Raw genomic sequence first — 19,630 nt, 5'->3', positions numbered from 1 at the left:
CTGGAATTGGCAGCGACTATGAAATTTGTCTCTTTTAATATCAACGGCCTGCGCGCCCGCCCTCATCAACTTGAAGCCATCGTTGAGCAACATCAGCCAGATGTTATCGGTCTTCAGGAGACAAAAGTTCACGACGATATGTTCCCACTCGAAGACGTGGCGAAGCTGGGCTATAACGTCTTTTATCACGGGCAAAAAGGTCACTACGGCGTCGCGCTGCTGACCAAAGAAACCCCCATTTCCGTACGCCGTGGCTTCCCGGGTGACGACGGCGAAGCACAGCGTCGCATTATCATGGCGGAACTCCCGTCCCCACTGGGTAATATCACCGTGATTAACGGCTACTTCCCGCAGGGCGAAAGCCGCGACCACCCAACGAAATTCCCCGCTAAGGCGAAGTTTTACCAGGATTTGCAGGACTACCTGACCACCGAGCTGAAAAAAGAGAACCCGGTGCTTATCATGGGTGATGTGAACATCAGCCCAACCGATCTGGATATCGGCATTGGTGAGGACAGCCGCAAACGCTGGCTGCGTACCGGCAAATGCTCCTTCCTGCCGGAAGAGCGCGAGTGGATGCAGCGCCTCCAGGATTGGGGTCTTGTGGATACCTTCCGCGCCGCCCATCCTGACACTCAGGATCGCTTCTCGTGGTTTGATTACCGCTCAAAAGGCTTCGACGATAACCGCGGCCTGCGTATCGATTTGCTGCTGGCAAGCGCCCCGCTGGCGGAACGCTGCATTGAAACCGGTATTGACTACGATATCCGCAGCATGGAAAAACCGTCTGACCACGCGCCGGTTTGGGCAAAATTCAAACTGTAAGCCTCCGTGAAATATCAAAAAATCCTTTTCCTGTGCGCCCTGTTGGGCGCATTTGCTTTTCTCATCGCGCTCATGCCGTCCGGGCTGTTTTCCCTTGATTCAGTCAAAACGCATCGGCTGGCGCTGATGGCCTACGTTGAACATTCTCCCGCGCAAAGCGCTGCGCTTTATTTCGGGGTCTACGTGGCGGTTTCAGCGTTATCCATTCCGGGAGCGGCTATTCTGACGCTGCTTGGTGGCGCGCTATTTGGCCTGTGGCAAGGAACGTTACTGGTCTCGTTTGCCTCAACGCTAGGGGCGACGCTGGCAATGCTAACCAGCCGATATTTGCTGCGCGACGGGGTGCAACGGCGTTTTACCGTTCAGATGAAAACCGTCAACGACGGCGTAAATCGTGACGGGGCATTTTATCTTTTCGCCTTACGCCTGATGCCGCTGTTCCCCTTCTTTTTAGTCAACTTGCTGTCCGGATTAACGTCCCTGAGCCTTCGCCGTTACTGGTGGGTGAGCCAGGTGGCGATGCTGCCCGCCACGGTGATTTTCCTCAATGCCGGACGCGAGATGGGTAAACTCAACTCGCTGCGCGATATTCTGTCGCCGGGGATGCTTATCGCCTTTACACTGCTAGGGATATTGCCGCTGACCGCCCGCTGGCTGTTATCTCGCTACTTTCACACCTCGCATTAACAGGGAGGCATTATGCGCCACGCGCGTTTTTGCATATTTCTGACCGGGCTGCTGCTGACCGCGCCCGCGCTGGCTGCCAGTGACTGGCAAACGATTAAAAGCGAAGCTAAAGGTCAGACCGTCTGGTTTAACGCCTGGGGTGGCGACCCGGCAGTCAATCGCTATCTCGACGGGGTGAGTCGGGAGGTGAAAAGCCATTACGATATTACCCTCAACGTCGTCCATCTGGCAGATGCGGCTGACGCGGTAAAAAGGATCCAGACCGAAGCCGCCGCAGGGCGTAGCACTAAAGGTTCTGTTGATTTGCTGTGGGTGAATGGCGAAAACTTTCGCACCCTGAAAGAGGCCAATCTACTGCAAACCGGCTGGGCGCACATGCTGCCGAACTGGCGCTATGTCGATATCCGCAAACCCGTGAGCGAAGATTTTGCCCTCCCGACCGACGGGGCAGAATCACCCTGGGGCGGCGCGCAGCTTACCTTTATCGGGCGCAAGGCGAGTATGCCCGTGCCATTCTCCGATCCCGCGACCTTGCTCGACTACGCGCAACACCATCCTGGCAAAATCACCTATCCGCGCCCGCCAGACTTTACCGGCACGGCGTTTCTGGAACAGCTCCTGCTCACGCTAACCGCAAACCCGGAGCAACTTAAAAACCCACCGGACAGCAAAACCTTTGCCAGCGTCACCGCGCCGCTGTGGAATTACCTCGACACGCTTCATCCACTGCTGTGGCGTAACGGGAAAGATTTCCCGCCCTCGCCCGCGCGAATGGACACCTTGCTCGCCGCCGACAGCCTGAATATGTCACTGACCTTTAATCCGGCACATGCGCAACAAAAAGTCGCCAGCGGTGAACTTCCTGTCGACAGCTATAGCTTTGGCTTTGCCAACGGGACAATCGGTAATGTCCATTTCGTTGCCATTCCGGCTAACAGTAGCGCCAGCGCAGGGGCAAAGGTCGTCGCGAATTTCCTGTTATCGCCGCAGGCCCAAATCAGTAAGGCAGACCCGAAAATCTGGGGCGACCCCAGCGTGCTGGACCCGGATAAACTCCCGGCAGACGACGCTGCCCGTCTTCGCCGGTTTATCCCTGAAGGCCTGCCAAATATGTTGCCAGAACCACACGCGGCCTGGGTCAATGCGCTGGAGCAAGAATGGCTGCGTCGCTACGGCACCCACTAAGCTGGCTGGTGGGAATGGCGATGGCCGCCATTTATCTGCCACTCATTCCCGCGGGAATCATGCTGATCGTCCCGGCGTTTTCAGCGGCGGATTGGCTATCCCTCTTAAACGATCCCCAACTTACGCAGGCGCTGATCGCCACGCTGGTGTCGACGGTTATCGCAACCGTCGGGTCGCTTGCTATTGCCCTGTGCGTTGTGGCGGCACTCTGGCCCGGCAAACGCTGGCGTCAATTGAGCGCTCGCCTGCCGTGGCTGCTGGCCATCCCTCACGTGGCGTTCGCCACCAGCGTGCTGTTAACGTTTGCAGAAGGCGGCGCTTTTTATCGTCTGTGTAGCGCGTGTTCCCCCCTGCTCGATCGCTACGGTATCGGGCTTGGGCTGACGCTCGCCGTGAAAGAGAGCGCTTTTGTGCTGTGGGCCATCTATGCCGTATTACCGGAAAGCGGGTTGGCGCAAAAGATGGTAGTCCTGAGAACGCTGGGTTATTCGCGCCTTCAGGGAATGTGCTGGCTGGTGTTACCCGCTATCGCCCCGGTACTCGGGGCAGTGATGCTCGCCGTTGTAGCCTGGTCATTGTCGGTGGTAGACGTTGCGATCATTCTGGGGCCGGGGAATCCGCCTACGCTCGCCGTGTTAGCCTGGCAGTGGCTGAGCCAGGGCGATGCGGAACAGCAACTGAAAGGAACGCTGTTGTGCCTGATGTTATTGCTGCTATTGGCACTGTTTGCCGGGATCGGGTTTGGCCTGTGGAAAATCTGGCGGCAAACCCTTCCCTCGGTTTCAGGCATTCGGCACCCCACAAGGCCGCCCGTCGTTGGGGTCGCATTAGGCTGGTTATTGCCGTTCGCGGGGCTGATGTGCGCAGCAATCTTGCTGGTGCTGGCACAAACGCGGAAGTTCGATTTCACTTCGTTTAACGCCAGCCTGTCCCTGGGGCTGCTCTCAAGCCTGATTGCCCTGATGATTATCCTTATCTGGCTGGAATGGGGTCCGGCGCGCGGTGCGCGGTGGGTATGGCTGCCGCTGGCGCTCCCGGCTCTGCCGCTGGTTGCGGGACAATATACTCTGGCGCTACATCTGGGTTTTGACGGTAGCTATCTCGCCGTGCTGTGGGGACATTTACTATGGGTGCTGCCCTGGATGCTGCTGGTCCTCCAGCCGGCCTGGCGTCGGCTCGATCCGCGTCTGATACTCACGGCGAAAACCCTTGGTCTGCGTCAAAGCAAAATATTCTGGTTAATTAAATGCCCGCTGCTGTTGCGTCCGATCCTGATGGCCTTTGCCACGGGATTTTCAGTCAGTATGGCGCAATACCTGCCCACACAGTGGTTGGGTGCCGGGCGATACCCTACGCTCACCACTGAAGCCGTGGCACTCAGCAGCGGTGGCAGCCCGGCTATACTGGCGAATACCGCGCTGGAATTGCTCGCGCTGACAGCGGCGCTATTTGGCCTCGCAGCCGTATTATCCCGACTGGCAGGTCATTTCCGAAAAGGATTACGTTAATGTTAAGCGTCCGCCATCTTTCCCTGTCTCCTCTTTTACGCGAGGTGAATTTCAGCGTACCGCCAGGAGAAATCGTCACCTTGATGGGGCCGTCCGGCAGCGGGAAATCGACGCTATTTGCGTGGATGGTTGGGGCGCTTTCGACTGATTTTCGCGCTCATGGTGAACTGTGGCTTAACGATCGTCGCTGTGATGCGTTACCCGTAGAGCAACGCGGTATTGGCATTTTGTTTCAGGATGCGCTGCTATTCGATCACTTCAGCGTCGGGCAAAACCTGCTGCTGGCCCTTCCCGCGCATATCAAGGGCAAGGAACGTCGTGGGCAGGTTGAAGCCGCGCTTAGCTCAGCGGGGTTAACCGGTTTCTTCGCCAGCGATCCGGCCACGCTTTCCGGCGGTGAACGCGCACGCATCAGCCTGCTGCGTGCGCTGCTGGCGCAACCTCAGGCGTTGCTGTTAGACGAGCCGTTCAATCGCCTGGATAAACCGCTGCGGGCACGTTTTCGGGACTGGGTGTTCACGCAAGTTCGCGAACGACACATTCCCGTGGTGCTGGTCACACACGATGAAGATGACATTCCAGCCAACGGACGTGTGATTCACCTGTCCGACTGGCATTAATTCATGTGCCAACGCAAAGAATTCTGCTTAGGGGAAGACGAAAATGGCGCACCTTTTTCTTAACGTCAGATTTTTCGATGAAACGTGTTTCTCACCTGACTGCGCTGGCCCTTGCGATGGGTCTCGCCTCCTTCACCTCTTTTGCAGCCGATATGCCGCAATCCCTTACGCTTGAACAGCTGCAACAACAGCACGGCGCGGCGATCGACACGCGCGCCAGCGCGTTCTATAACGGCTGGCCACAAACGCTGAGCGGCACCTCCGGGCATGAACCCGCCGCACTCAATCTGTCCGCCAGTTGGCTGAGCGAGATGAGCGATGCTCAGCTTTCCGCCTGGGCACATCAGCACAACCTTACCCCGACATCCACCATCGCGCTGTACGGCAACGATGCTGAAAACCAGGCGGTAAAAGCACGACTGACCAAAGCTGGCTATCAGCACGTATCTGCGTTGGGCGGTGCACTGCAACATGCCGATCGCCTGCAACGCCTGCCCCATTTTGAACAGCTGGTCTACCCACAGTGGATCCATCAGCTTTCGCAGGGTAAACCGGTTGTTGCCGCCCCAGCGGGCGAGTATAAGCTCATTGAAGCCGCCTGGGGCGCGCCGAAATTCTACCTGTTGAACCATATTCCGGGTGCCGGATATATCGACACCAATGAGGTTGAAAGCGAACCGCTTTGGAACAAAGTCTCTGACGATAAGCTCAAAGCGATGCTGGCAAAACACGGTATTCGTCACGATACCACCGTGATCCTGTACGGTCGCGATGTCTACGCCGCCGCGCGCGTGGCACAAATAATGCTCTACGCGGGCGTGAAGGACGTGCGCATCCTGGACGGTGGCTGGAAAGCGTGGTCCGCTGCCGGTTTACCGGTCGAGCGTGGCATGCCCGCCGAGGTGAAACCGGCGAACGATTTTGGTGCTCCCCTTCCTGGCCAACCGCAGCTGATGGTCGATATGGAACAGGCGCGCGGCATGCTTCATCGTAAAGATGCCTCTCTGGTCAGCATTCGTTCATGGCCGGAGTTTATCGGTGAAACCAGCGGCTATAGCTATATCAAACCCAAAGGCGAAATCGCGGGGGCTCGCTGGGGCCACGCGGGCAGCGACGCCACCCATATGGAAGATTTCCATAATCCGGACGGCACCATGCGCAGCGCTGAGGATATCGCGGCGATGTGGAAGCAATGGAATATTCTGCCCAATCAGCACGTCGCTTTTTACTGCGGCACCGGCTGGCGCGCGTCAGAAACCTTTATGTACGCTCGCGCCATGGGCTGGCAAAATGTCGCCGTTTACGACGGTGGCTGGTACGAATGGAGCAGCCATCCGCAAAATCCGATCACCACCGGTCCGATTGTGCCCATCAAAACGCTTTAATGTTTAAGCGCCTTTAAGGTTTGATATCCGCTCCAGATGCGCGTTGTGGTGGTAAGCCAACACAACGCGCCAAAGATCCAGGCGAAAACCGCAAAGTACGAGGGGAACAGACAGGATAAAACAAACAGCAGGATCGTCTCAGTCCCTTCCGTGATGCCATCCAAATAGTAAAACGACTTGTGCGCATAGCCCGGATTATCGATATCGTGTTTTGCCCCAAGCGCAGCAAACGCCAGGAAACTGCTCCCCGTACCGATAAACGCAAACAGCAACCACACGGCCGCGAGCGCGTTTTCCACCGGAGCAGCGAGAGCAAAGCCAAACGGCACCAGCGCATAGAACAGAAAATCGAGAGAAATATCCAGGAACCCACCCGCGTCGGACAACCCTCGTCGGCGTGCTAACGCCCCGTCCAGCCCGTCGAAGAGGCGATTGGTAACGATTGCCACCAGCGCCGCCGAATACCAGCCCAGCGCCAGAAAAGGCAGCGCCAGCACGCCAACGGCAAACCCTGCCAGGGTTAATCCATCAGGCGTGATCGAGGGTTTATCGAGCGCGCAGGCCAGACGATTGAGTGCCGGTTTGATGCGCGGATGCAGATGACGGTCAAGCATGTGGTTTTCCTTTCAACGCGTCGCAAAGCCCCTGTGCGGGGATATCCAGCGCGGCATTAAAGCGGGCAGATAAGTTCTGAAAGGCAATCAGCGCCGTCATTTCGGTAATCGTCTCATCGCAGTAATACTGTTTTAGGTCGGTTTTAACGGCCTCACTCACCTGCGGCGGCGTCGCCGTGGTGGCTTCGGCGTAAGCCAGTGCAGCGCGTTCTTCTGCGCTAAACAACGTGGATTCCTGCCACTGGCTGACGGCCTGCACTTTATCCAGCGCACCGCAGCGCTCGGCCAGGCGCAGGCTGTTGGCGTCAATACAAAACGCGCAGTGGCACAGTTGGGACACGCGCGTCATCAGGAGCGAACGCAGCACCGGGCTAAGTCGCGCTTGTCGACGTTCAAGAAAACCGACAAATAGCGCCACCAGCCAGAAAAGGCGCGGCATGCGCCCCCACCAACGTATTGGATTAAGCACCGCACCAAAATGTTTTTTCTGCATCGCGGCGATGGGTTTGACACTGACGGGAAGGGATTCGACGGGCTGCACCCAGGCGGATGTTTCTTTCACCTGATTCTCCTGATGGCTGGACTCTTTGAAAGCGCACGATAATATGTCGTTTTTCGCTATCAATTATTGACGACCATGCTGAAAACTATCGATGTTGTTGCCGCTATTATTGAGCAGGACGGCAAAATTCTGCTGGCGCAGCGGCCAAAACATGCCGATCAGCCAGGAATGTGGGAGTTTGCCGGTGGCAAAGTGGAGGCCGGAGAAACGCAGCCCGAAGCGCTGGTACGCGAATTGCGCGAAGAATTAGGCATTGAGGCGCAGCCTGAGCGTTATATTGCCAGCCACCAGCGGGAAGTGTCGCAACGCCTGATCAATTTGCATGCCTGGTATGTGCCCACCTTTAGCGGCACGCTTACCGCGCTGCATCACAGTGAACTGGTATGGTGTACGCCGCAAGAGGCCTTTGCCTACCCTTTGGCCCCTGCGGATATTCCTCTGCTGGACGCTTTTATTCTTTTACGCGCCGCCAGACCAGCGGGTTAGTGCTGATGGTGCGCTCGTCGCGCTGACACTGCAATAACACGCCATCGGCTTTCACCACCGCCCCTTCTGAATAATTTTGATCCTGATAAATACAGCATTGATTGCACGGCTGCGCGCGTTGGCCGCTAGAGCTGAACACCTCTGGGGGAATATTCACATCCACATCCGGGCGGATCCGGTCCGCCTGAGCGCCAGTGGACAAAAATGCAAATAGCGCGGCGATAAGATAACGATGCATAGACGACTCTTCCTGTTATGTCCTGATAATGACTATAACGGTAAATCGGGGCTAAACCTTTAATTTCTCCCGTCATCGTTTTTAGTTATGACTCGCCGCCGATAATGAATTTCCCTTTCAGCGTGAATTTCTACTTGCCTCACAAAGCGGTACGGGTGGTATAGTCGAAAAAGACTGCAAATCGCTTACACAACACACATAAAATATTATAAGAGGTTCTTATATCTATGGATCAGGCACGCTCTCTGGAATCATTTCTGTCCCACGTTCAACAACGCGACCCGCATCAGAGCGAGTTTGCGCAGGCCGTCCGCGAAGTCATGACCACGCTGTGGCCATTTCTTGAAGAAAACCCGCGTTATCGTCAAATGTCCTTGCTGGAACGTCTGGTTGAACCCGAGCGTGTCATTCAGTTCCGTGTCGTCTGGGTAGACGATCGTAATCAGGTGCAGGTAAACCGCGCGTGGCGCGTACAGTTTAGTTCTGCCATCGGCCCCTTTAAGGGCGGCATGCGTTTCCACCCTTCCGTAAACTTATCGATCCTGAAATTCCTCGGCTTTGAGCAGACGTTTAAAAACGCACTGACCACGCTGCCCATGGGCGGCGGCAAAGGCGGGAGTGATTTTGACCCGAAAGGCAAAAGCGAAGGTGAAGTGATGCGCTTCTGTCAGGCGCTGATGACGGAACTGTATCGCCATCTCGGGCCTGACACCGACGTGCCTGCGGGCGATATCGGCGTGGGCGGCAGTGAAGTCGGCTTTATGGCGGGGATGATGAAGAAACTCTCCAACAACAGCGCCTGCGTGTTCACTGGCAAAGGTCTCTCTTTCGGCGGCAGCTTGATTCGCCCGGAAGCGACCGGCTATGGTCTGGTGTACTTCACCGCGGCGATGCTCAAACGGCATGGTCTGGGCTTTGAAGGCATGCGCGTGGCGGTTTCCGGCTCCGGCAACGTGGCGCAATACGCGATTGAAAAAGCGATGGAGCTTGGCGCGCGCGTCGTCACAGCGTCCGACTCCAGCGGTACGGTGGTGGATGAAGCCGGTTTCACGACCGAAAAACTGGCGCGTCTGTGCGAAATCAAAGCCAGCCGAGACGGTCGCGTGGCGGATTATGCTCGCGAGTTTGGCCTGTGCTATCTGGAAGGCAAGCAGCCGTGGTCCGTACCGGTGGATATCGCTCTGCCTTGCGCGACGCAAAACGAGCTGGATGTGGAAGCCGCACAGGTGCTCATTGCCAACGGGGTTAAGGCCGTCGCCGAAGGCGCGAATATGCCAACGACTATCGAAGCCACCGATCTGTTCCTTGAGGCTGGCGTACTGTTTGCACCGGGTAAAGCAGCGAACGCTGGCGGCGTGGCAACATCCGGGCTGGAGATGGCGCAAAACGCCGCGCGTCTGGGCTGGAAAGCCGAGAAGGTGGATGCGCGTCTGCATCACATCATGCTGGATATTCACCATTCATGCGTTGAGTATGGCGGAGAAGCGAAGCAAACCAACTACGTGCGTGGGGCGAACATCGCCGGGTTTGTGAAGGTGGCCGATGCGATGATCGGGCAAGGTGTGATTTAAGGTTACCATCGTGCGGTCGGATGCCCTCTTCCACAGGAAGAGGGCGAAATTGGGCGTGTCAGGCCGCACTTTTCTTCTTTTTAAACGGTTTTTTCTTGTCGCCACCGCCCGGTGCCACCATCCCTCGGAACTGCTTCACTGGCGTGCTGCGCGCCTGGTTAATCAGGTCGAATAGCGTCCCGACCAGCGGGTGCATAAAGTCCTGATAGCGGCACTGTTTCTCACTGATTTGCGTCAAAACCGACTCCCAGTGCGCCGTCATGTCCGGTCGTGTCGCCATCTCCGGCAGGGAGTGAATCAATGCCCTTCCAGGATCCGTTGAGTGAATGTAGCGGCCTTTTTTAATCAAGAATCCACGCTTGAACAGCAGTTCGATAATCCCCGCGCGCGTTGCTTCTGTGCCCAGTCCGTCGGTCGCACGGAGGATCTTTTTCAGATCTTTATCCTGCACAAAACGGGCGATCCCGGTCATGGCAGATAGCAGCGTCGCATCGGTAAAGTGGCGCGGCGGCTGAGTTTGTCGCTCAACCACTTCCCCTTTTTCGCACAGCAACTCATCATCTTTCGCGACCACCGGCAGCGGCGTGCCGTCGTTCTCTTCGTCGCGTTCCTTGTTACCGAGCAGCGTGCGCCAACCGGCTTCCGCGAGGAACCGGGCTTTGGCGACAAACTTCGCTTTGGCAATTTCCAGCTCAATAACGCATTTGCGGAACATGGCATCGGGGCAGAACTGCATCAGATACTGGCGAGCGACCAGGTTGTACACCTTCGATTCGTTCTCTGTCAGATTGACCGAACTATTACGCGCCGTGGGGATAATCGCGTGGTGGGCATCGACCTTTTTATCGTCCCAGCAGCGGTTGCGAATATCCGGATTGACTACCGGCTGCGGCAAGAGATCGGAGGTATGTACCGCGATAGCATTGAGCACCGCATGGCGGCCAGCAAAATGCTCTTCCGGCAGATAGCGGCTGTCGGAACGCGGATAGGTAATGAGCTTGTGGGTTTCGTAGAGTTTCTGGCAAATATCAAGCACGTTCTGGGCGCTCATGCCATAGCGTCTACCCGCCTCAATCTGCAACGCGGAGAGCGAAAACGGCAGAGGCGCGGGTTCTGATTCCCGTTTATCGTTATAGCTGGTGACGATAGCAGGCTGTCCGCCAATGCGGTTGACCACATGGTCAGCCAGCGGGCGATGCAGCAGACGCCCTTCCTCGTCCTGATAAGGTTCGCAGGCTTCACTCGGCTGCCAGACGGCGACAAATCGCTCGTCTTTCGGCGTCACGATATGTGCCTTCACCTCAAAGAAATCCTTGGCAACGAAGTTTTCAATGTCTTCATCGCGACGCACCACCATCCCCAGCACCGGGGTTTGCACACGCCCGACGGACAATACGCCCTGGTATCCGGCGTTGCGCCCCAGAATGGTATAGGCGCGGGTCATGTTGATGCCGTAAAGCCAGTCGGCGCGAGCACGGGCCAGCGCGGAGACGCACAGCGGAATAAAGTCATTGTTAGAGCGCAGTCGGGAAATCGCCCGCTCGACTGCCTGCGGGTTGAGGTCGTTTATCAAACAACGCTGGACCTGCTTGCGCTTTTCCGCCGCCAGCTCCAGATAATCGAGAACCTCATCAACCAGCAGTTGCCCTTCACGATCCGGGTCACCGGCGTGAACAATCTCTTGCGCCTCATGCAGAAAACGTTTGATGACGTTGAGCTGTTTGGTGACCGAAGGCCGCGGCTGTAAACGCCACTTTTCCGGCACTATAGGCAAGTCGTTAAGGTTCCAGCGCGCGTAGCGGCTGTCGTAGACGTCCGGCTGCGCCTGTTCGAGCAGGTGGCCGATACACCAGGTGACGACCTGCCCGTTTCCGCACTCGATAAAGCCGTCACCTTTGCGATGCGGCTTGGGTAGCACATCGGCAATGGCTCGGGCCAGACTCGGTTTTTCCGCAATATACAACCGCATCGAATTAACGAATCTCAACCATAGGACGACCGCCGCGCGCGGTGACAAGCTCACCAATCGCCGTCAGCGTGATGCCGTATTCCGCCGCGGTGGCTTTCACCTCTGCTTCGGCTTCTGGCGTAACGGCCAGCAGCAGGCCGCCGGAAGTTTGCGGATCGCACAGGAGATCGCGCCATTCGGCTGGCATGTCGCCCATCAGGTGACCATAACTGGCAAAGTTACGCTGCGTGCCGCCGGGAACCGCACCCTGAGCAATGTACTCCTCAACGCCCGGCAGTTTTGGAATGTCCTGATACCAGACCTGCGCCTGTACGCCTGCGCCCTGGCACACTTCACTCAGATGGCCCAGCAGACCAAAACCGGTGACGTCGGTCATCGCCTTCACACCGTCGATATTGGCGAACGCGGCACCCGCGAGGTTCATCTGGCACATCACTTCCGTCGCCAGGCCCACATGTTCTGGCTTGAGCAGCGATTTTTTCTCGGCGGTCGTTAACACGCCGATACCCAGCGGCTTGGTCAGGAACAGCTTGCAGCCGGGCTGCGCAGTACTGTTACGCTTGATGCGCTCGGTCGGCACCACGCCGGTAACGGCGAGACCAAAGATAGGCTCAGGCGCGTCAATGGAGTGACCGCCCGCCAGGGCGATACCCGCCTGCTGGCAAGCGAAGCGACCGCCTTCAATCACCTCACGGGCAATTTCTGGCGCCAGGGTATTGATAGGCCAGCCCAGGATCGCGATCGCCATGATCGGTTTGCCGCCCATCGCGAAAATGTCACTGATGGCGTTGGTCGCCGCAATGCGCCCGAAATCAAACGGGCTGTCGACTATCGGCATAAAGAAATCGGTGGTGCTGATAATGCTGGTGCCATTACCTAAATCGTACACCGCCGCATCGTCACGCGTTTCGTTGCCGACAAGCAGGTTCGGGTCGACAAACTTCGCCTGTTCGCTGTGCAGGATGGTTTCCAGCACCTTAGGGGAAATTTTACAACCGCAACCTGCTCCGTGACTGTATTGCGTTAAACGAATGGTTTGCTCGCTCATGGACATCTCCTTTTATTGCTATCGCGCTATGGTAGCGCTCATTCCTTAAAGAGGTAAGTATGACAGTCTGAATTCTGCCGCGTTTGCGCAGAATCCAGACAGTGTAGTGTGATTATCAGAAATGGGTGACAAACGGCGCGGTATCCGGCACGGAAACCGTTGTCGATGCTTTCAGCTGAGGGGTGCCAAGATACAGGAAGCCGACGATTTTATCGTGCTGGCCGCAGGATAGTCCTTCGCGGACCACCGGGCTTTCGGTCAGCGGGCCGGTGCGCCAGACACCGTTAAAACCTTGCGCCGCCGCGGCCATTTGCATCGCCATGACCGCGCAGCCTGCCGACATCTCTTGCTCCCATACCGGCACTTTATGATCTGGCTGGCATTTTGCCACCACGGCGATGATCATCGGCGCGCGAAACGGCGCATTGCGCGCTTTATCTATCGCCTTCTCGTCCTGGGAGGCAGCGATGGCCCCTTTCTCAAGCAAAGCGCTGAAGCGATCGCGCCCAGCACCGTCAATAATAAAGAAATGCCACGGTTGCAATGTGCCATGGTCCGGGGCTCGCATTCCGGCACGCAGAATGTTTTCCAGCTGTTCGCCAGCGGGCGCAGGCTCGGCCAGGCGAGAAGCGCTACGACGGTTAACAAGCAATTCAAGTGCGTCCATTGGTTAACTCCTGTCTTCAAATTTACTCACAAAATTAACACGGCGGCAGATTTTGTTACAGCGCAGTGGCCGATTCCTGCTGACAAGTGGCGGTTGGGTCATTACGATAACCCCACATTGCCGTCCAGTCGCGACGGAGACCGTACTTTTCTGGTTAGGGAGAATACATGCGAACCCTTTGGCGAATTATTGCCGGTTTCTTTAAATGGACGTGGCGAGTGCTCAACTTCGTCCGCGACCTGGTGATGAATCTGTTTTTCATCCTGCTGGTTCTGGTTTGCGCGGGCATCTGGATGCACATCAGCAGCAGTAACCAGGCGCAACATTCTGAGCGCGGTGCGTTGCTGCTGGATATCGCAGGCGTAATCGTTGATAAGCCATCCACCAGCAATCGTCTGGGCGTGATTGGACGTCAGCTGTTTGGCGCCACTTCCGATCGCCTACAGGAAAACTCCCTGTTCGATATTGTCGAGACGATTCGTCAGGCCAAAGACGATCGCAACATTACCGGGATCGTGCTCGATCTGAAAAACTTTGCCGGCGCAGATCAGCCTTCAATGCAGTACATCGGCAAAGCGCTGCGCGAATTTCGTGACAGCGGCAAACCGGTCATTGCGGTTGGCGATAGCTACAGCCAGGGACAATATTATCTGGCAAGCTTTGCCAACAAAATTTGGCTCTCCCCGCAGGGTACGGTCGATCTACACGGTTTTGCGACCAACGGCCTGTATTACAAATCGCTTCTCGATAAGCTGAAAGTCACCACCCACGTCTTCCGAGTCGGTACGTATAAATCGGCTGTAGAGCCGTTTATCCGCGATGATATGTCGCCTGCTGCCCGTGAAGCGGATAGCCGCTGGATTGGCGAGCTGTGGCAAAACTATCTCAGCACCGTGGCGGCAAATCGTCAGATTACCCCTGAGCAGGTTTTCCCTGGCGCGCAGGCTTTGCTTGCCGGGCTGCAAAAGACAGACGGCGACACCGCGAAATACGCGCTCGACAACAAGCTGGTGGATGTTCTTGGTTCCAGCGCGGAGATCGAAAAAGCGCTGACTAAGCAGTTTGGCTGGAGCAAAGAGGATAAGAATTACAGCGCGATTAGCCTCTATGATTACACGCCGAAAAAACCAAGCGATGTCGGCGATAGCATTGCCGTGGTCTTTGCCAACGGCGCGATCATGGACGGTGAAGAAACCCCTGGCAACGTCGGCGGGGATACCACAGCGTCCCAGATTCGCGATGCACGTCTCGACCCGAAAGTGAAAGCGATTGTCCTTCGCGTCAATAGTCCTGGCGGCAGCGTGAGTGCGTCTGAGGTGATCCGCGCCGAGCTGGCTGCGGCACGCGCGGCGGGTAAACCGGTGGTCGTGTCGATGGGCGGTATGGCGGCATCCGGTGGGTATTGGATTTCCACTCCAGCCAACTACATCGTCGCAAACCCAAGCACGTTGACGGGCTCTATCGGCATCTTCGGGGTGATCAATACGGTTGAAAACAGCCTGGATTACCTGGGTGTGCATACCGATGGCGTGGCAACGTCGCCACTGGCCGATGTGTCTATCACCAAATCTCTGCCGCCAGAAGTGTCGCAGATGATGCAGCTCACCATTGAGAATGGCTACAAGCGCTTTATCACGCTGGTGGCAGAATCGCGTAAGTCAACGCCGGAGCAGATTGACAAAATTGCTCAGGGCCACGTCTGGACCGGTCAGGATGCGAAAAACAACGGTCTGGTCGATAGCCTTGGTGATTTCGATGACGCCGTGGCGAAAGCCGCCGAGATTGCGAAGCTGAAGCAGTGGCATATCGAATATTACCAGGATGAACCGACGTTCTTCGACATGCTGATGAATGGTATGTCCGGTTCCGTCCGCGCTGCGCTGCCGCAGGCGATACAGGCGTATCTGCCTGCACCTGTTGCCAGCGCGGCGAGCGTTATTAAAACGGAAAGCGACAAACTTGCCGTCTTCAACGATCCGCAAAATCGTTACGCATTTTGCCTGACCTGCGGCTCCGTACGCTGAACCTGTCCCCTCTTCTTGTGAAGAGGGGATTTTTCTTTGAAGCACAAGAACAGATAATCATGCAGAAGAAATCAATCTACGTGGCCTATACCGGCGGTACTATCGGTATGCAGCGCTCCGAAAATGGCTATGTCCCGGTATCCGGTCACCTACAGCGCCAGCTTGCGCTGATGCCAGAATTCCATCGCCCTGAAATGCCTGACTTCACCATCCACGAGTACGATCCCCTCATGGACTCGTCCGATATGACGCCAGAAGACTGGCAGCACATTGCAGACGATATAAAAGCCCATTACGACGATTACGATGGTTTTGTCATTTTGCACGGCACGGACACTATGGCGTTTACCGCTTCCGCGCTCTCCTTCATGCTGGAGAATCTGGGTAAGCCGGTCATCGTCACCGGGTCACAAATCCCACTGGCTGAACTGCGTTCAGACGGGCAAATAAATTTGCTTAACTCCTTGTACATCGCCGCAAATTACCCGATTAACGAAGTCACACTGTTCTTCAATAATCGCCTGTATCGCGGCAACCGTACGACCAAAGCCCACGCCGATGGTTTCGATGCTTTTGCCTCGCCAAACCTGCAACCGCTGCTTGAAGCGGGGATTCACATTCGTCGTCTTGGAACACCGCCGGCTCCGCATACCTCTGGTGAGTTAATCGTTCATCCGATTACCCCTCAACCGATTGGTGTGGTCACAATTTATCCGGGCATTTCTGCTGATGTGGTGCGCAACTTCCTGCGTCAGCCCGTTAAAGCGCTGATCCTGCGCTCCTACGGCGTCGGTAATGCTCCGCAGAACGGCGAGTTCCTGAAAGAACTGCAGGAAGCCAGCTCGCGTGGCATTCTGGTGATAAACCTGACGCAGTGTATGTCCGGCAAGGTCAATATGGGCGGCTACGCTACCGGCAATGCGCTGGCGCATGCGGGAGTGATCAGCGGCTACGACATGACCGTCGAGGCGACTCTGACTAAACTTCACTATTTACTGAGCCAGAATCTGGATGTGCAGGCAATGCGCAATGCCATGATGCAAAACCTGCGCGGCGAACTGACGCCAGACGAATAAGGAGTTATTGATGACGCAACGTGCTCTGCTGTTGGTCGATCTGCAAAATGATTTTTGCGCAGGCGGTTCGCTGGCGGTTGCCGAAGGCGATAGCACCGTCGATGTGGCGAATACGCTGATAGCCTGGTGTAAGGCGCGTGGTGAAGCGGTTGTCGCAAGCCAGGACTGGCATCCGGCAAACCACGGCAGCTTTGCCAGCCAGCATAACGTTGAGGCGTTCACGCAGGGTAAACTTGACGGTCTGGACCAAACGTTCTGGCCCGATCACTGCGTTCAGCAAACCGAAGGCGCGGCGCTCCACCCATTGTTGAATCAACAGGCGATTGATGCGGTGTTCCATAAAGGTGAAAATCCACTTATCGACAGCTACAGCGCATTCTTCGATAATGAGCACCGGCAAAAAACCGCCCTCGATGATTGGCTGCGTCATCATGAGATCAATGAACTTATCGTGATGGGGCTGGCGACGGATTATTGTGTGAAGTTCACCGTACTTGATGCGTTGAAACTCGGCTATACCGTGAATGTGATTACCGACGGTTGCCGTGGTGTGAACCTTCACCCACAAGACAGCGTGCAAGCGTTTATGGACATGTCCGTTGCCGGTGCCACGCTGTTTACGCTGGCCGACTGGCAAGAAACGCAGGCGTGAATACTTAATGAGTTGTAACAGGCAGGAGAGGACAATCTGATGGCTTTTATCCCCAAAAATTACGCCCGGCTGGAAGTCGGTTACCGGGAAAAGGCGCTTAAACTGTTTCCGTGGGTCTGCGGACGATGTTCTCGTGAGTTTGTGTATTCAAACCTTCGCGAACTGACCGTGCATCATATCGATCACGATCACTCCAATAACCCGGAAGATGGCAGCAACTGGGAGATGTTGTGCCTGTTCTGTCACGATCATGAGCACTCCAAATATACCGAAGCCGATCTGTATGGCTCAACGGTTATCGCGGGAGACGACGCGCAGAAGAGTGTGGGCGAAGCAACCTACAACCCGTTCGCCAACTTAAAGTCGATGATTAATAAGAAATAAGCCCCGATTTCAATCCCTCCTGCAACGTCCGTTCAGGAGGGATTGGCAAAATCAGGATTTAAACGTTGCAATCGGTTTGGGTGAAATACCAAAATCTTCCTTCAGCTCGCGCTTGCTTTTCATCACCATCTGCCCGCGCGTGTCGATAGTCATATGCTGGGCGTCGGTGTTATTGCGCGCCTGCCATAACATCACCAGTTGTAAACTGTTCTCTTTTTGTTCCGTCGTCAGCGCCACACCATCGGGCCATTTTCCCAGCTCAACGGCTGTCACCAGGCGCTGATACACTTCCGGCGTCATGCTGTTCATCATGTCATCAATATTCATGATTTGTCCCGTTCAAAGGAATAATTTGCTGAATCGATTATTCAACCTTTAGTCTGGTCACCATTTTCGTCATCAGAGAAGCTCATTGATGCGGAATTGACGCAGAAACGTTCACCCGTCGGTTGCGGGCCATCCGGGAATACATGCCCGAGATGCGCATCGCAGTTTCCGCAGCGAATTTCGGTACGCTGCATGCCGTGGGTGGTGTCGGTTAGATAGCGAATCGCATCCTCACTGACTGGCTCGTAAAAGCTCGGCCAACCACATCCTGAATCAAATTTAGTTTGCGAGTTAAACAGCGGGGCATCACACACCAGGCAATGGTAAACACCATCCCGCTTATTGTGCAGCAAACGCCCGGTGAATGGGGGTTCAGTCCCGTGATTCTGCGTCACGTAGAACTGCATTTCAGTCAGATTTTTTTTCAGTTCATCAGAGTTACGTTGATTCGACATAGGCTCACATCTCACTATTGAAGCAGACAACATTTATCGCGAATTCTAACAAAACATTAACACTGAAGCGTGAACTTTTGTTCTAAACTTATCCGTTGCGGTATGGCGGTCGGGCAATTGTGATCAGTTTCACATTTTTATCTTGATGGCCCTTTAAAATTCCGGGCGCAGCCCCCATGTGGTTGCTAGCTCAAAGGGAAAGTGAGGCGGTCAGTCGCACAAAGGTTATGCGCAGGATTGATTTGTCGCAATGATTGACACGATTCCGCTTGACGCTGCGTAAGGTTTTTGTAATTTTACAGGCAACCTTTTATTCACTAACAAATAGCTGGTGGAATATATGACTATCAAAGTAGGTATCAACGGTTTTGGCCGTATCGGCCGTATTGTTTTCCGTGCTGCTCAGGAACGTTCTGACATCGAGATCGTTGCAATCAACGACCTGTTAGACGCTGACTACATGGCTTACATGCTGAAGTACGACTCAACTCATGGTCGTTTCAACGGCACTGTAGAAGTCAAAGACGGCCACCTGGTTGTTAACGGCAAAACTATCCGTGTTACCGCAGAACGTGACCCGGCTAATCTGAAGTGGAACGAAGTTAACGTTGACGTTGTTGCTGAAGCAACTGGTCTGTTCCTGACCGACGAAACTGCTCGTAAACACATCACCGCTGGTGCGAAGAAAGTTGTTCTGACTGGTCCTTCCAAAGACAACACCCCGATGTTCGTTAAAGGCGCAAACTTCGAGAAGTATGCTGGCCAGGATATCGTTTCTAACGCATCTTGCACCACTAACTGCCTGGCACCACTGGCTAAAGTTATCAACGACAACTTCGGTATCGTTGAAGGCCTGATGACCACTGTTCACGCAACCACCGCGACTCAGAAAACTGTTGACGGCCCGTCTCACAAAGACTGGCGCGGCGGCCGTGGCGCGGCTCAGAACATCATCCCTTCATCTACCGGTGCTGCTAAAGCAGTAGGTATCGTTCTGCCAGAACTGAATGGCAAACTGACCGGTATGGCGTTCCGCGTTCCAACTCCTAACGTTTCTGTAGTTGACCTGACCGTTCGTCTGGAAAAAGCTGCTTCTTATGAAGAAATTAAGAAAGCAATCAAAGCTGCTTCCGAAGGCGCAATGAAAGGCGTTCTGGGTTACACCGAAGACGACGTTGTTTCTACCGATTTCAACGGCGAAGTGTGCACTTCCGTGTTCGATGCTAAAGCTGGTATCGCACTGAACGACAACTTCGTGAAACTGGTTTCCTGGTACGACAACGAAACCGGCTATTCTAATAAAGTACTGGACCTGATCGCTCACATCTCCAAATAAGTTGAGATGAG

At 55.4% G+C, this 19,630-nt stretch carries 21 protein-coding genes; 13 read left to right on the top strand and 8 right to left on the bottom strand.

Annotated features, from left to right (window positions below; genetic code table 11):
- Positions 1-18 precede the first annotated feature (18 nt).
- From xthA to AC6EMZ_RS04765, 6 genes are all read left to right on the top strand, one after another.
- On the top strand, positions 19-825 hold the full coding sequence (gene xthA, locus AC6EMZ_RS04790) for an exodeoxyribonuclease III (RefSeq protein WP_498401256.1): 807 nt from the start codon (positions 19-21) through the stop codon (positions 823-825).
- A gap of 6 nt (positions 826-831) precedes the next feature.
- The gene (locus AC6EMZ_RS04785) at positions 832-1,512 is read left to right on the top strand and encodes a TVP38/TMEM64 family protein (RefSeq protein WP_498401255.1); all 681 of its coding nucleotides are present in this window, start codon (positions 832-834) and stop codon (positions 1,510-1,512) included.
- Positions 1,513-1,524: 12 nt separating this feature from the next.
- Entirely contained in the window at positions 1,525-2,697 is a 1,173-nt protein-coding gene (locus AC6EMZ_RS04780; RefSeq protein ID WP_498401254.1) for an ABC transporter substrate-binding protein, read from the top strand.
- Entirely contained in the window at positions 2,670-4,205 is a 1,536-nt protein-coding gene (locus tag AC6EMZ_RS04775) for an ABC transporter permease family protein (RefSeq protein WP_498401253.1), read from the top strand. Before AC6EMZ_RS04780 ends, AC6EMZ_RS04775 begins: the two co-directional genes overlap by 28 nt.
- Positions 4,205-4,825 (top strand): ATP-binding cassette domain-containing protein, encoded by a 621-nt coding sequence (locus AC6EMZ_RS04770; RefSeq protein WP_498401252.1) that lies wholly within the window; start codon positions 4,205-4,207, stop codon positions 4,823-4,825. Before AC6EMZ_RS04775 ends, AC6EMZ_RS04770 begins: the two co-directional genes overlap by 1 nt.
- Positions 4,826-4,902: 77 nt before the next feature.
- Positions 4,903-6,210 (top strand): sulfurtransferase, encoded by a 1,308-nt coding sequence (locus tag AC6EMZ_RS04765; RefSeq protein WP_498401251.1) that lies wholly within the window; start codon positions 4,903-4,905, stop codon positions 6,208-6,210.
- Here AC6EMZ_RS04765 and AC6EMZ_RS04760 read toward each other — a convergent pair.
- Positions 6,207-6,824 (bottom strand): CDP-alcohol phosphatidyltransferase family protein, encoded by a 618-nt coding sequence (locus AC6EMZ_RS04760; protein WP_498401250.1) that lies wholly within the window; start codon positions 6,822-6,824, stop codon positions 6,207-6,209. The two genes, AC6EMZ_RS04765 and AC6EMZ_RS04760, sit on opposite strands and share 4 nt — an antisense overlap.
- Positions 6,817-7,386 (bottom strand): carboxymuconolactone decarboxylase family protein, encoded by a 570-nt coding sequence (locus AC6EMZ_RS04755; RefSeq protein ID WP_498401249.1) that lies wholly within the window; start codon positions 7,384-7,386, stop codon positions 6,817-6,819. Before AC6EMZ_RS04755 ends, AC6EMZ_RS04760 begins: the two co-directional genes overlap by 8 nt.
- A gap of 75 nt (positions 7,387-7,461) precedes the next feature.
- Here AC6EMZ_RS04755 and AC6EMZ_RS04750 point away from each other — a divergent pair, with 75 nt between their 5' ends.
- Positions 7,462-7,872 (top strand): pyrimidine (deoxy)nucleoside triphosphate diphosphatase, encoded by a 411-nt coding sequence (locus tag AC6EMZ_RS04750; protein ID WP_498401247.1) that lies wholly within the window; start codon positions 7,462-7,464, stop codon positions 7,870-7,872.
- On the opposite strand, the gene AC6EMZ_RS04745 is transcribed toward AC6EMZ_RS04750, so the two are convergent.
- Positions 7,838-8,110 carry a YnjH family protein gene (locus AC6EMZ_RS04745; protein ID WP_498401246.1) on the bottom strand — a complete coding sequence of 91 codons (273 nt, stop codon included), beginning with the start codon at positions 8,108-8,110 and terminating at the stop codon, positions 7,838-7,840. The two genes, AC6EMZ_RS04750 and AC6EMZ_RS04745, sit on opposite strands and share 35 nt — an antisense overlap.
- 227 nt (positions 8,111-8,337) lie before the next feature.
- Between AC6EMZ_RS04745 and gdhA the strand changes: the two genes are divergently transcribed.
- Positions 8,338-9,681 (top strand): NADP-specific glutamate dehydrogenase, encoded by a 1,344-nt coding sequence (gene gdhA, locus AC6EMZ_RS04740; protein WP_498401245.1) that lies wholly within the window; start codon positions 8,338-8,340, stop codon positions 9,679-9,681.
- 58 nt (positions 9,682-9,739) lie between these two features.
- Here the strand turns inward: gdhA and AC6EMZ_RS04735 are convergent, their stop codons facing one another.
- The 3 genes from AC6EMZ_RS04735 to AC6EMZ_RS04725 form a co-directional block, all read right to left on the bottom strand.
- Positions 9,740-11,650 (bottom strand): DNA topoisomerase III, encoded by a 1,911-nt coding sequence (locus AC6EMZ_RS04735; protein WP_498401243.1) that lies wholly within the window; start codon positions 11,648-11,650, stop codon positions 9,740-9,742.
- A gap of 4 nt (positions 11,651-11,654) precedes the next feature.
- Positions 11,655-12,698, bottom strand: coding sequence for a selenide, water dikinase SelD (gene selD / locus AC6EMZ_RS04730; RefSeq protein WP_498401242.1), 1,044 nt, complete (start codon positions 12,696-12,698; stop codon positions 11,655-11,657).
- Positions 12,699-12,813: 115 nt separating this feature from the next.
- Entirely contained in the window at positions 12,814-13,365 is a 552-nt protein-coding gene (locus AC6EMZ_RS04725) for an NAD(P)H nitroreductase (RefSeq protein WP_498401241.1), read from the bottom strand.
- A 167-nt stretch (positions 13,366-13,532) separates the two neighbouring features.
- Between AC6EMZ_RS04725 and sppA the strand changes: the two genes are divergently transcribed.
- From sppA to yajD, 4 genes are read left to right on the top strand one after another with little or no spacing between them, the layout of a single operon-like run.
- Positions 13,533-15,389 (top strand): signal peptide peptidase SppA, encoded by a 1,857-nt coding sequence (gene sppA, locus AC6EMZ_RS04720; RefSeq protein ID WP_498401240.1) that lies wholly within the window; start codon positions 13,533-13,535, stop codon positions 15,387-15,389.
- 59 nt (positions 15,390-15,448) lie between these two features.
- Positions 15,449-16,465, top strand: a complete 1,017-nt coding sequence (gene ansA, locus AC6EMZ_RS04715; protein ID WP_498401239.1) for an asparaginase — start codon at positions 15,449-15,451, stop codon at positions 16,463-16,465.
- Between the two features lie 10 nt (positions 16,466-16,475).
- A complete protein-coding gene (gene pncA, locus AC6EMZ_RS04710) occupies positions 16,476-17,117 on the top strand; it encodes a bifunctional nicotinamidase/pyrazinamidase (protein ID WP_498401237.1) in 642 nt (213 codons plus the stop codon).
- 39 nt (positions 17,118-17,156) lie between these two features.
- Positions 17,157-17,501 carry an HNH nuclease YajD gene (gene yajD / locus AC6EMZ_RS04705; RefSeq protein ID WP_498401236.1) on the top strand — a complete coding sequence of 115 codons (345 nt, stop codon included), beginning with the start codon at positions 17,157-17,159 and terminating at the stop codon, positions 17,499-17,501.
- A gap of 51 nt (positions 17,502-17,552) precedes the next feature.
- Here yajD and AC6EMZ_RS04700 read toward each other — a convergent pair whose 3' ends face one another.
- Together AC6EMZ_RS04700 and msrB are read right to left on the bottom strand one after the other, a co-directional pair.
- The gene (locus AC6EMZ_RS04700) at positions 17,553-17,828 is read right to left on the bottom strand and encodes a YeaC family protein (RefSeq protein ID WP_498401234.1); all 276 of its coding nucleotides are present in this window, start codon (positions 17,826-17,828) and stop codon (positions 17,553-17,555) included.
- A gap of 41 nt (positions 17,829-17,869) precedes the next feature.
- Entirely contained in the window at positions 17,870-18,283 is a 414-nt protein-coding gene (gene msrB, locus AC6EMZ_RS04695) for a peptide-methionine (R)-S-oxide reductase MsrB (RefSeq protein ID WP_498401233.1), read from the bottom strand.
- 340 nt (positions 18,284-18,623) lie between these two features.
- Between msrB and gapA the strand changes: the two genes are divergently transcribed.
- Positions 18,624-19,619: a glyceraldehyde-3-phosphate dehydrogenase gene (gene gapA / locus AC6EMZ_RS04690; protein WP_498401232.1), complete on the top strand. Its 996-nt coding sequence runs from the start codon at positions 18,624-18,626 to the stop codon at positions 19,617-19,619.
- Positions 19,620-19,630 lie beyond the last annotated feature (11 nt).

It is taken from the genome of Enterobacter sp. SCRI0065 (genome assembly GCF_059766475.1).
The sequence above is the reverse complement of the archived record's forward strand: the minus strand, read 5'-3'. Positions and strand labels throughout refer to the sequence as shown.

What these genes read in the sequence shown, in the direction of transcription:
- msrB (WP_498401233.1), bottom strand. Translation starts at nt 18,283, where the DNA reads ATGTCGAATCAACGTAACTCTGATGAACTGAAAAAAAATCTGACTGAA.
- AC6EMZ_RS04725 (WP_498401241.1), bottom strand. Translation starts at nt 13,365, where the DNA reads ATGGACGCACTTGAATTGCTTGTTAACCGTCGTAGCGCTTCTCGCCTG.
- AC6EMZ_RS04780 (WP_498401254.1), top strand. Translation starts at nt 1,525, where the DNA reads ATGCGCCACGCGCGTTTTTGCATATTTCTGACCGGGCTGCTGCTGACC.
- AC6EMZ_RS04760 (WP_498401250.1), bottom strand. Translation starts at nt 6,824, where the DNA reads ATGCTTGACCGTCATCTGCATCCGCGCATCAAACCGGCACTCAATCGT.
- AC6EMZ_RS04700 (WP_498401234.1), bottom strand. Translation starts at nt 17,828, where the DNA reads ATGAATATTGATGACATGATGAACAGCATGACGCCGGAAGTGTATCAG.
- AC6EMZ_RS04735 (WP_498401243.1), bottom strand. Translation starts at nt 11,650, where the DNA reads ATGCGGTTGTATATTGCGGAAAAACCGAGTCTGGCCCGAGCCATTGCC.
- AC6EMZ_RS04775 (WP_498401253.1), top strand. Translation starts at nt 2,670, where the DNA reads ATGGCTGCGTCGCTACGGCACCCACTAAGCTGGCTGGTGGGAATGGCG.
- yajD (WP_498401236.1), top strand. Translation starts at nt 17,157, where the DNA reads ATGGCTTTTATCCCCAAAAATTACGCCCGGCTGGAAGTCGGTTACCGG.
- ansA (WP_498401239.1), top strand. Translation starts at nt 15,449, where the DNA reads ATGCAGAAGAAATCAATCTACGTGGCCTATACCGGCGGTACTATCGGT.
- sppA (WP_498401240.1), top strand. Translation starts at nt 13,533, where the DNA reads ATGCGAACCCTTTGGCGAATTATTGCCGGTTTCTTTAAATGGACGTGG.
- AC6EMZ_RS04745 (WP_498401246.1), bottom strand. Translation starts at nt 8,110, where the DNA reads ATGCATCGTTATCTTATCGCCGCGCTATTTGCATTTTTGTCCACTGGC.
- gapA (WP_498401232.1), top strand. Translation starts at nt 18,624, where the DNA reads ATGACTATCAAAGTAGGTATCAACGGTTTTGGCCGTATCGGCCGTATT.
- AC6EMZ_RS04765 (WP_498401251.1), top strand. Translation starts at nt 4,903, where the DNA reads ATGAAACGTGTTTCTCACCTGACTGCGCTGGCCCTTGCGATGGGTCTC.
- pncA (WP_498401237.1), top strand. Translation starts at nt 16,476, where the DNA reads ATGACGCAACGTGCTCTGCTGTTGGTCGATCTGCAAAATGATTTTTGC.
- selD (WP_498401242.1), bottom strand. Translation starts at nt 12,698, where the DNA reads ATGAGCGAGCAAACCATTCGTTTAACGCAATACAGTCACGGAGCAGGT.
- AC6EMZ_RS04750 (WP_498401247.1), top strand. Translation starts at nt 7,462, where the DNA reads ATGCTGAAAACTATCGATGTTGTTGCCGCTATTATTGAGCAGGACGGC.
- xthA (WP_498401256.1), top strand. Translation starts at nt 19, where the DNA reads ATGAAATTTGTCTCTTTTAATATCAACGGCCTGCGCGCCCGCCCTCAT.
- gdhA (WP_498401245.1), top strand. Translation starts at nt 8,338, where the DNA reads ATGGATCAGGCACGCTCTCTGGAATCATTTCTGTCCCACGTTCAACAA.
- AC6EMZ_RS04770 (WP_498401252.1), top strand. Translation starts at nt 4,205, where the DNA reads ATGTTAAGCGTCCGCCATCTTTCCCTGTCTCCTCTTTTACGCGAGGTG.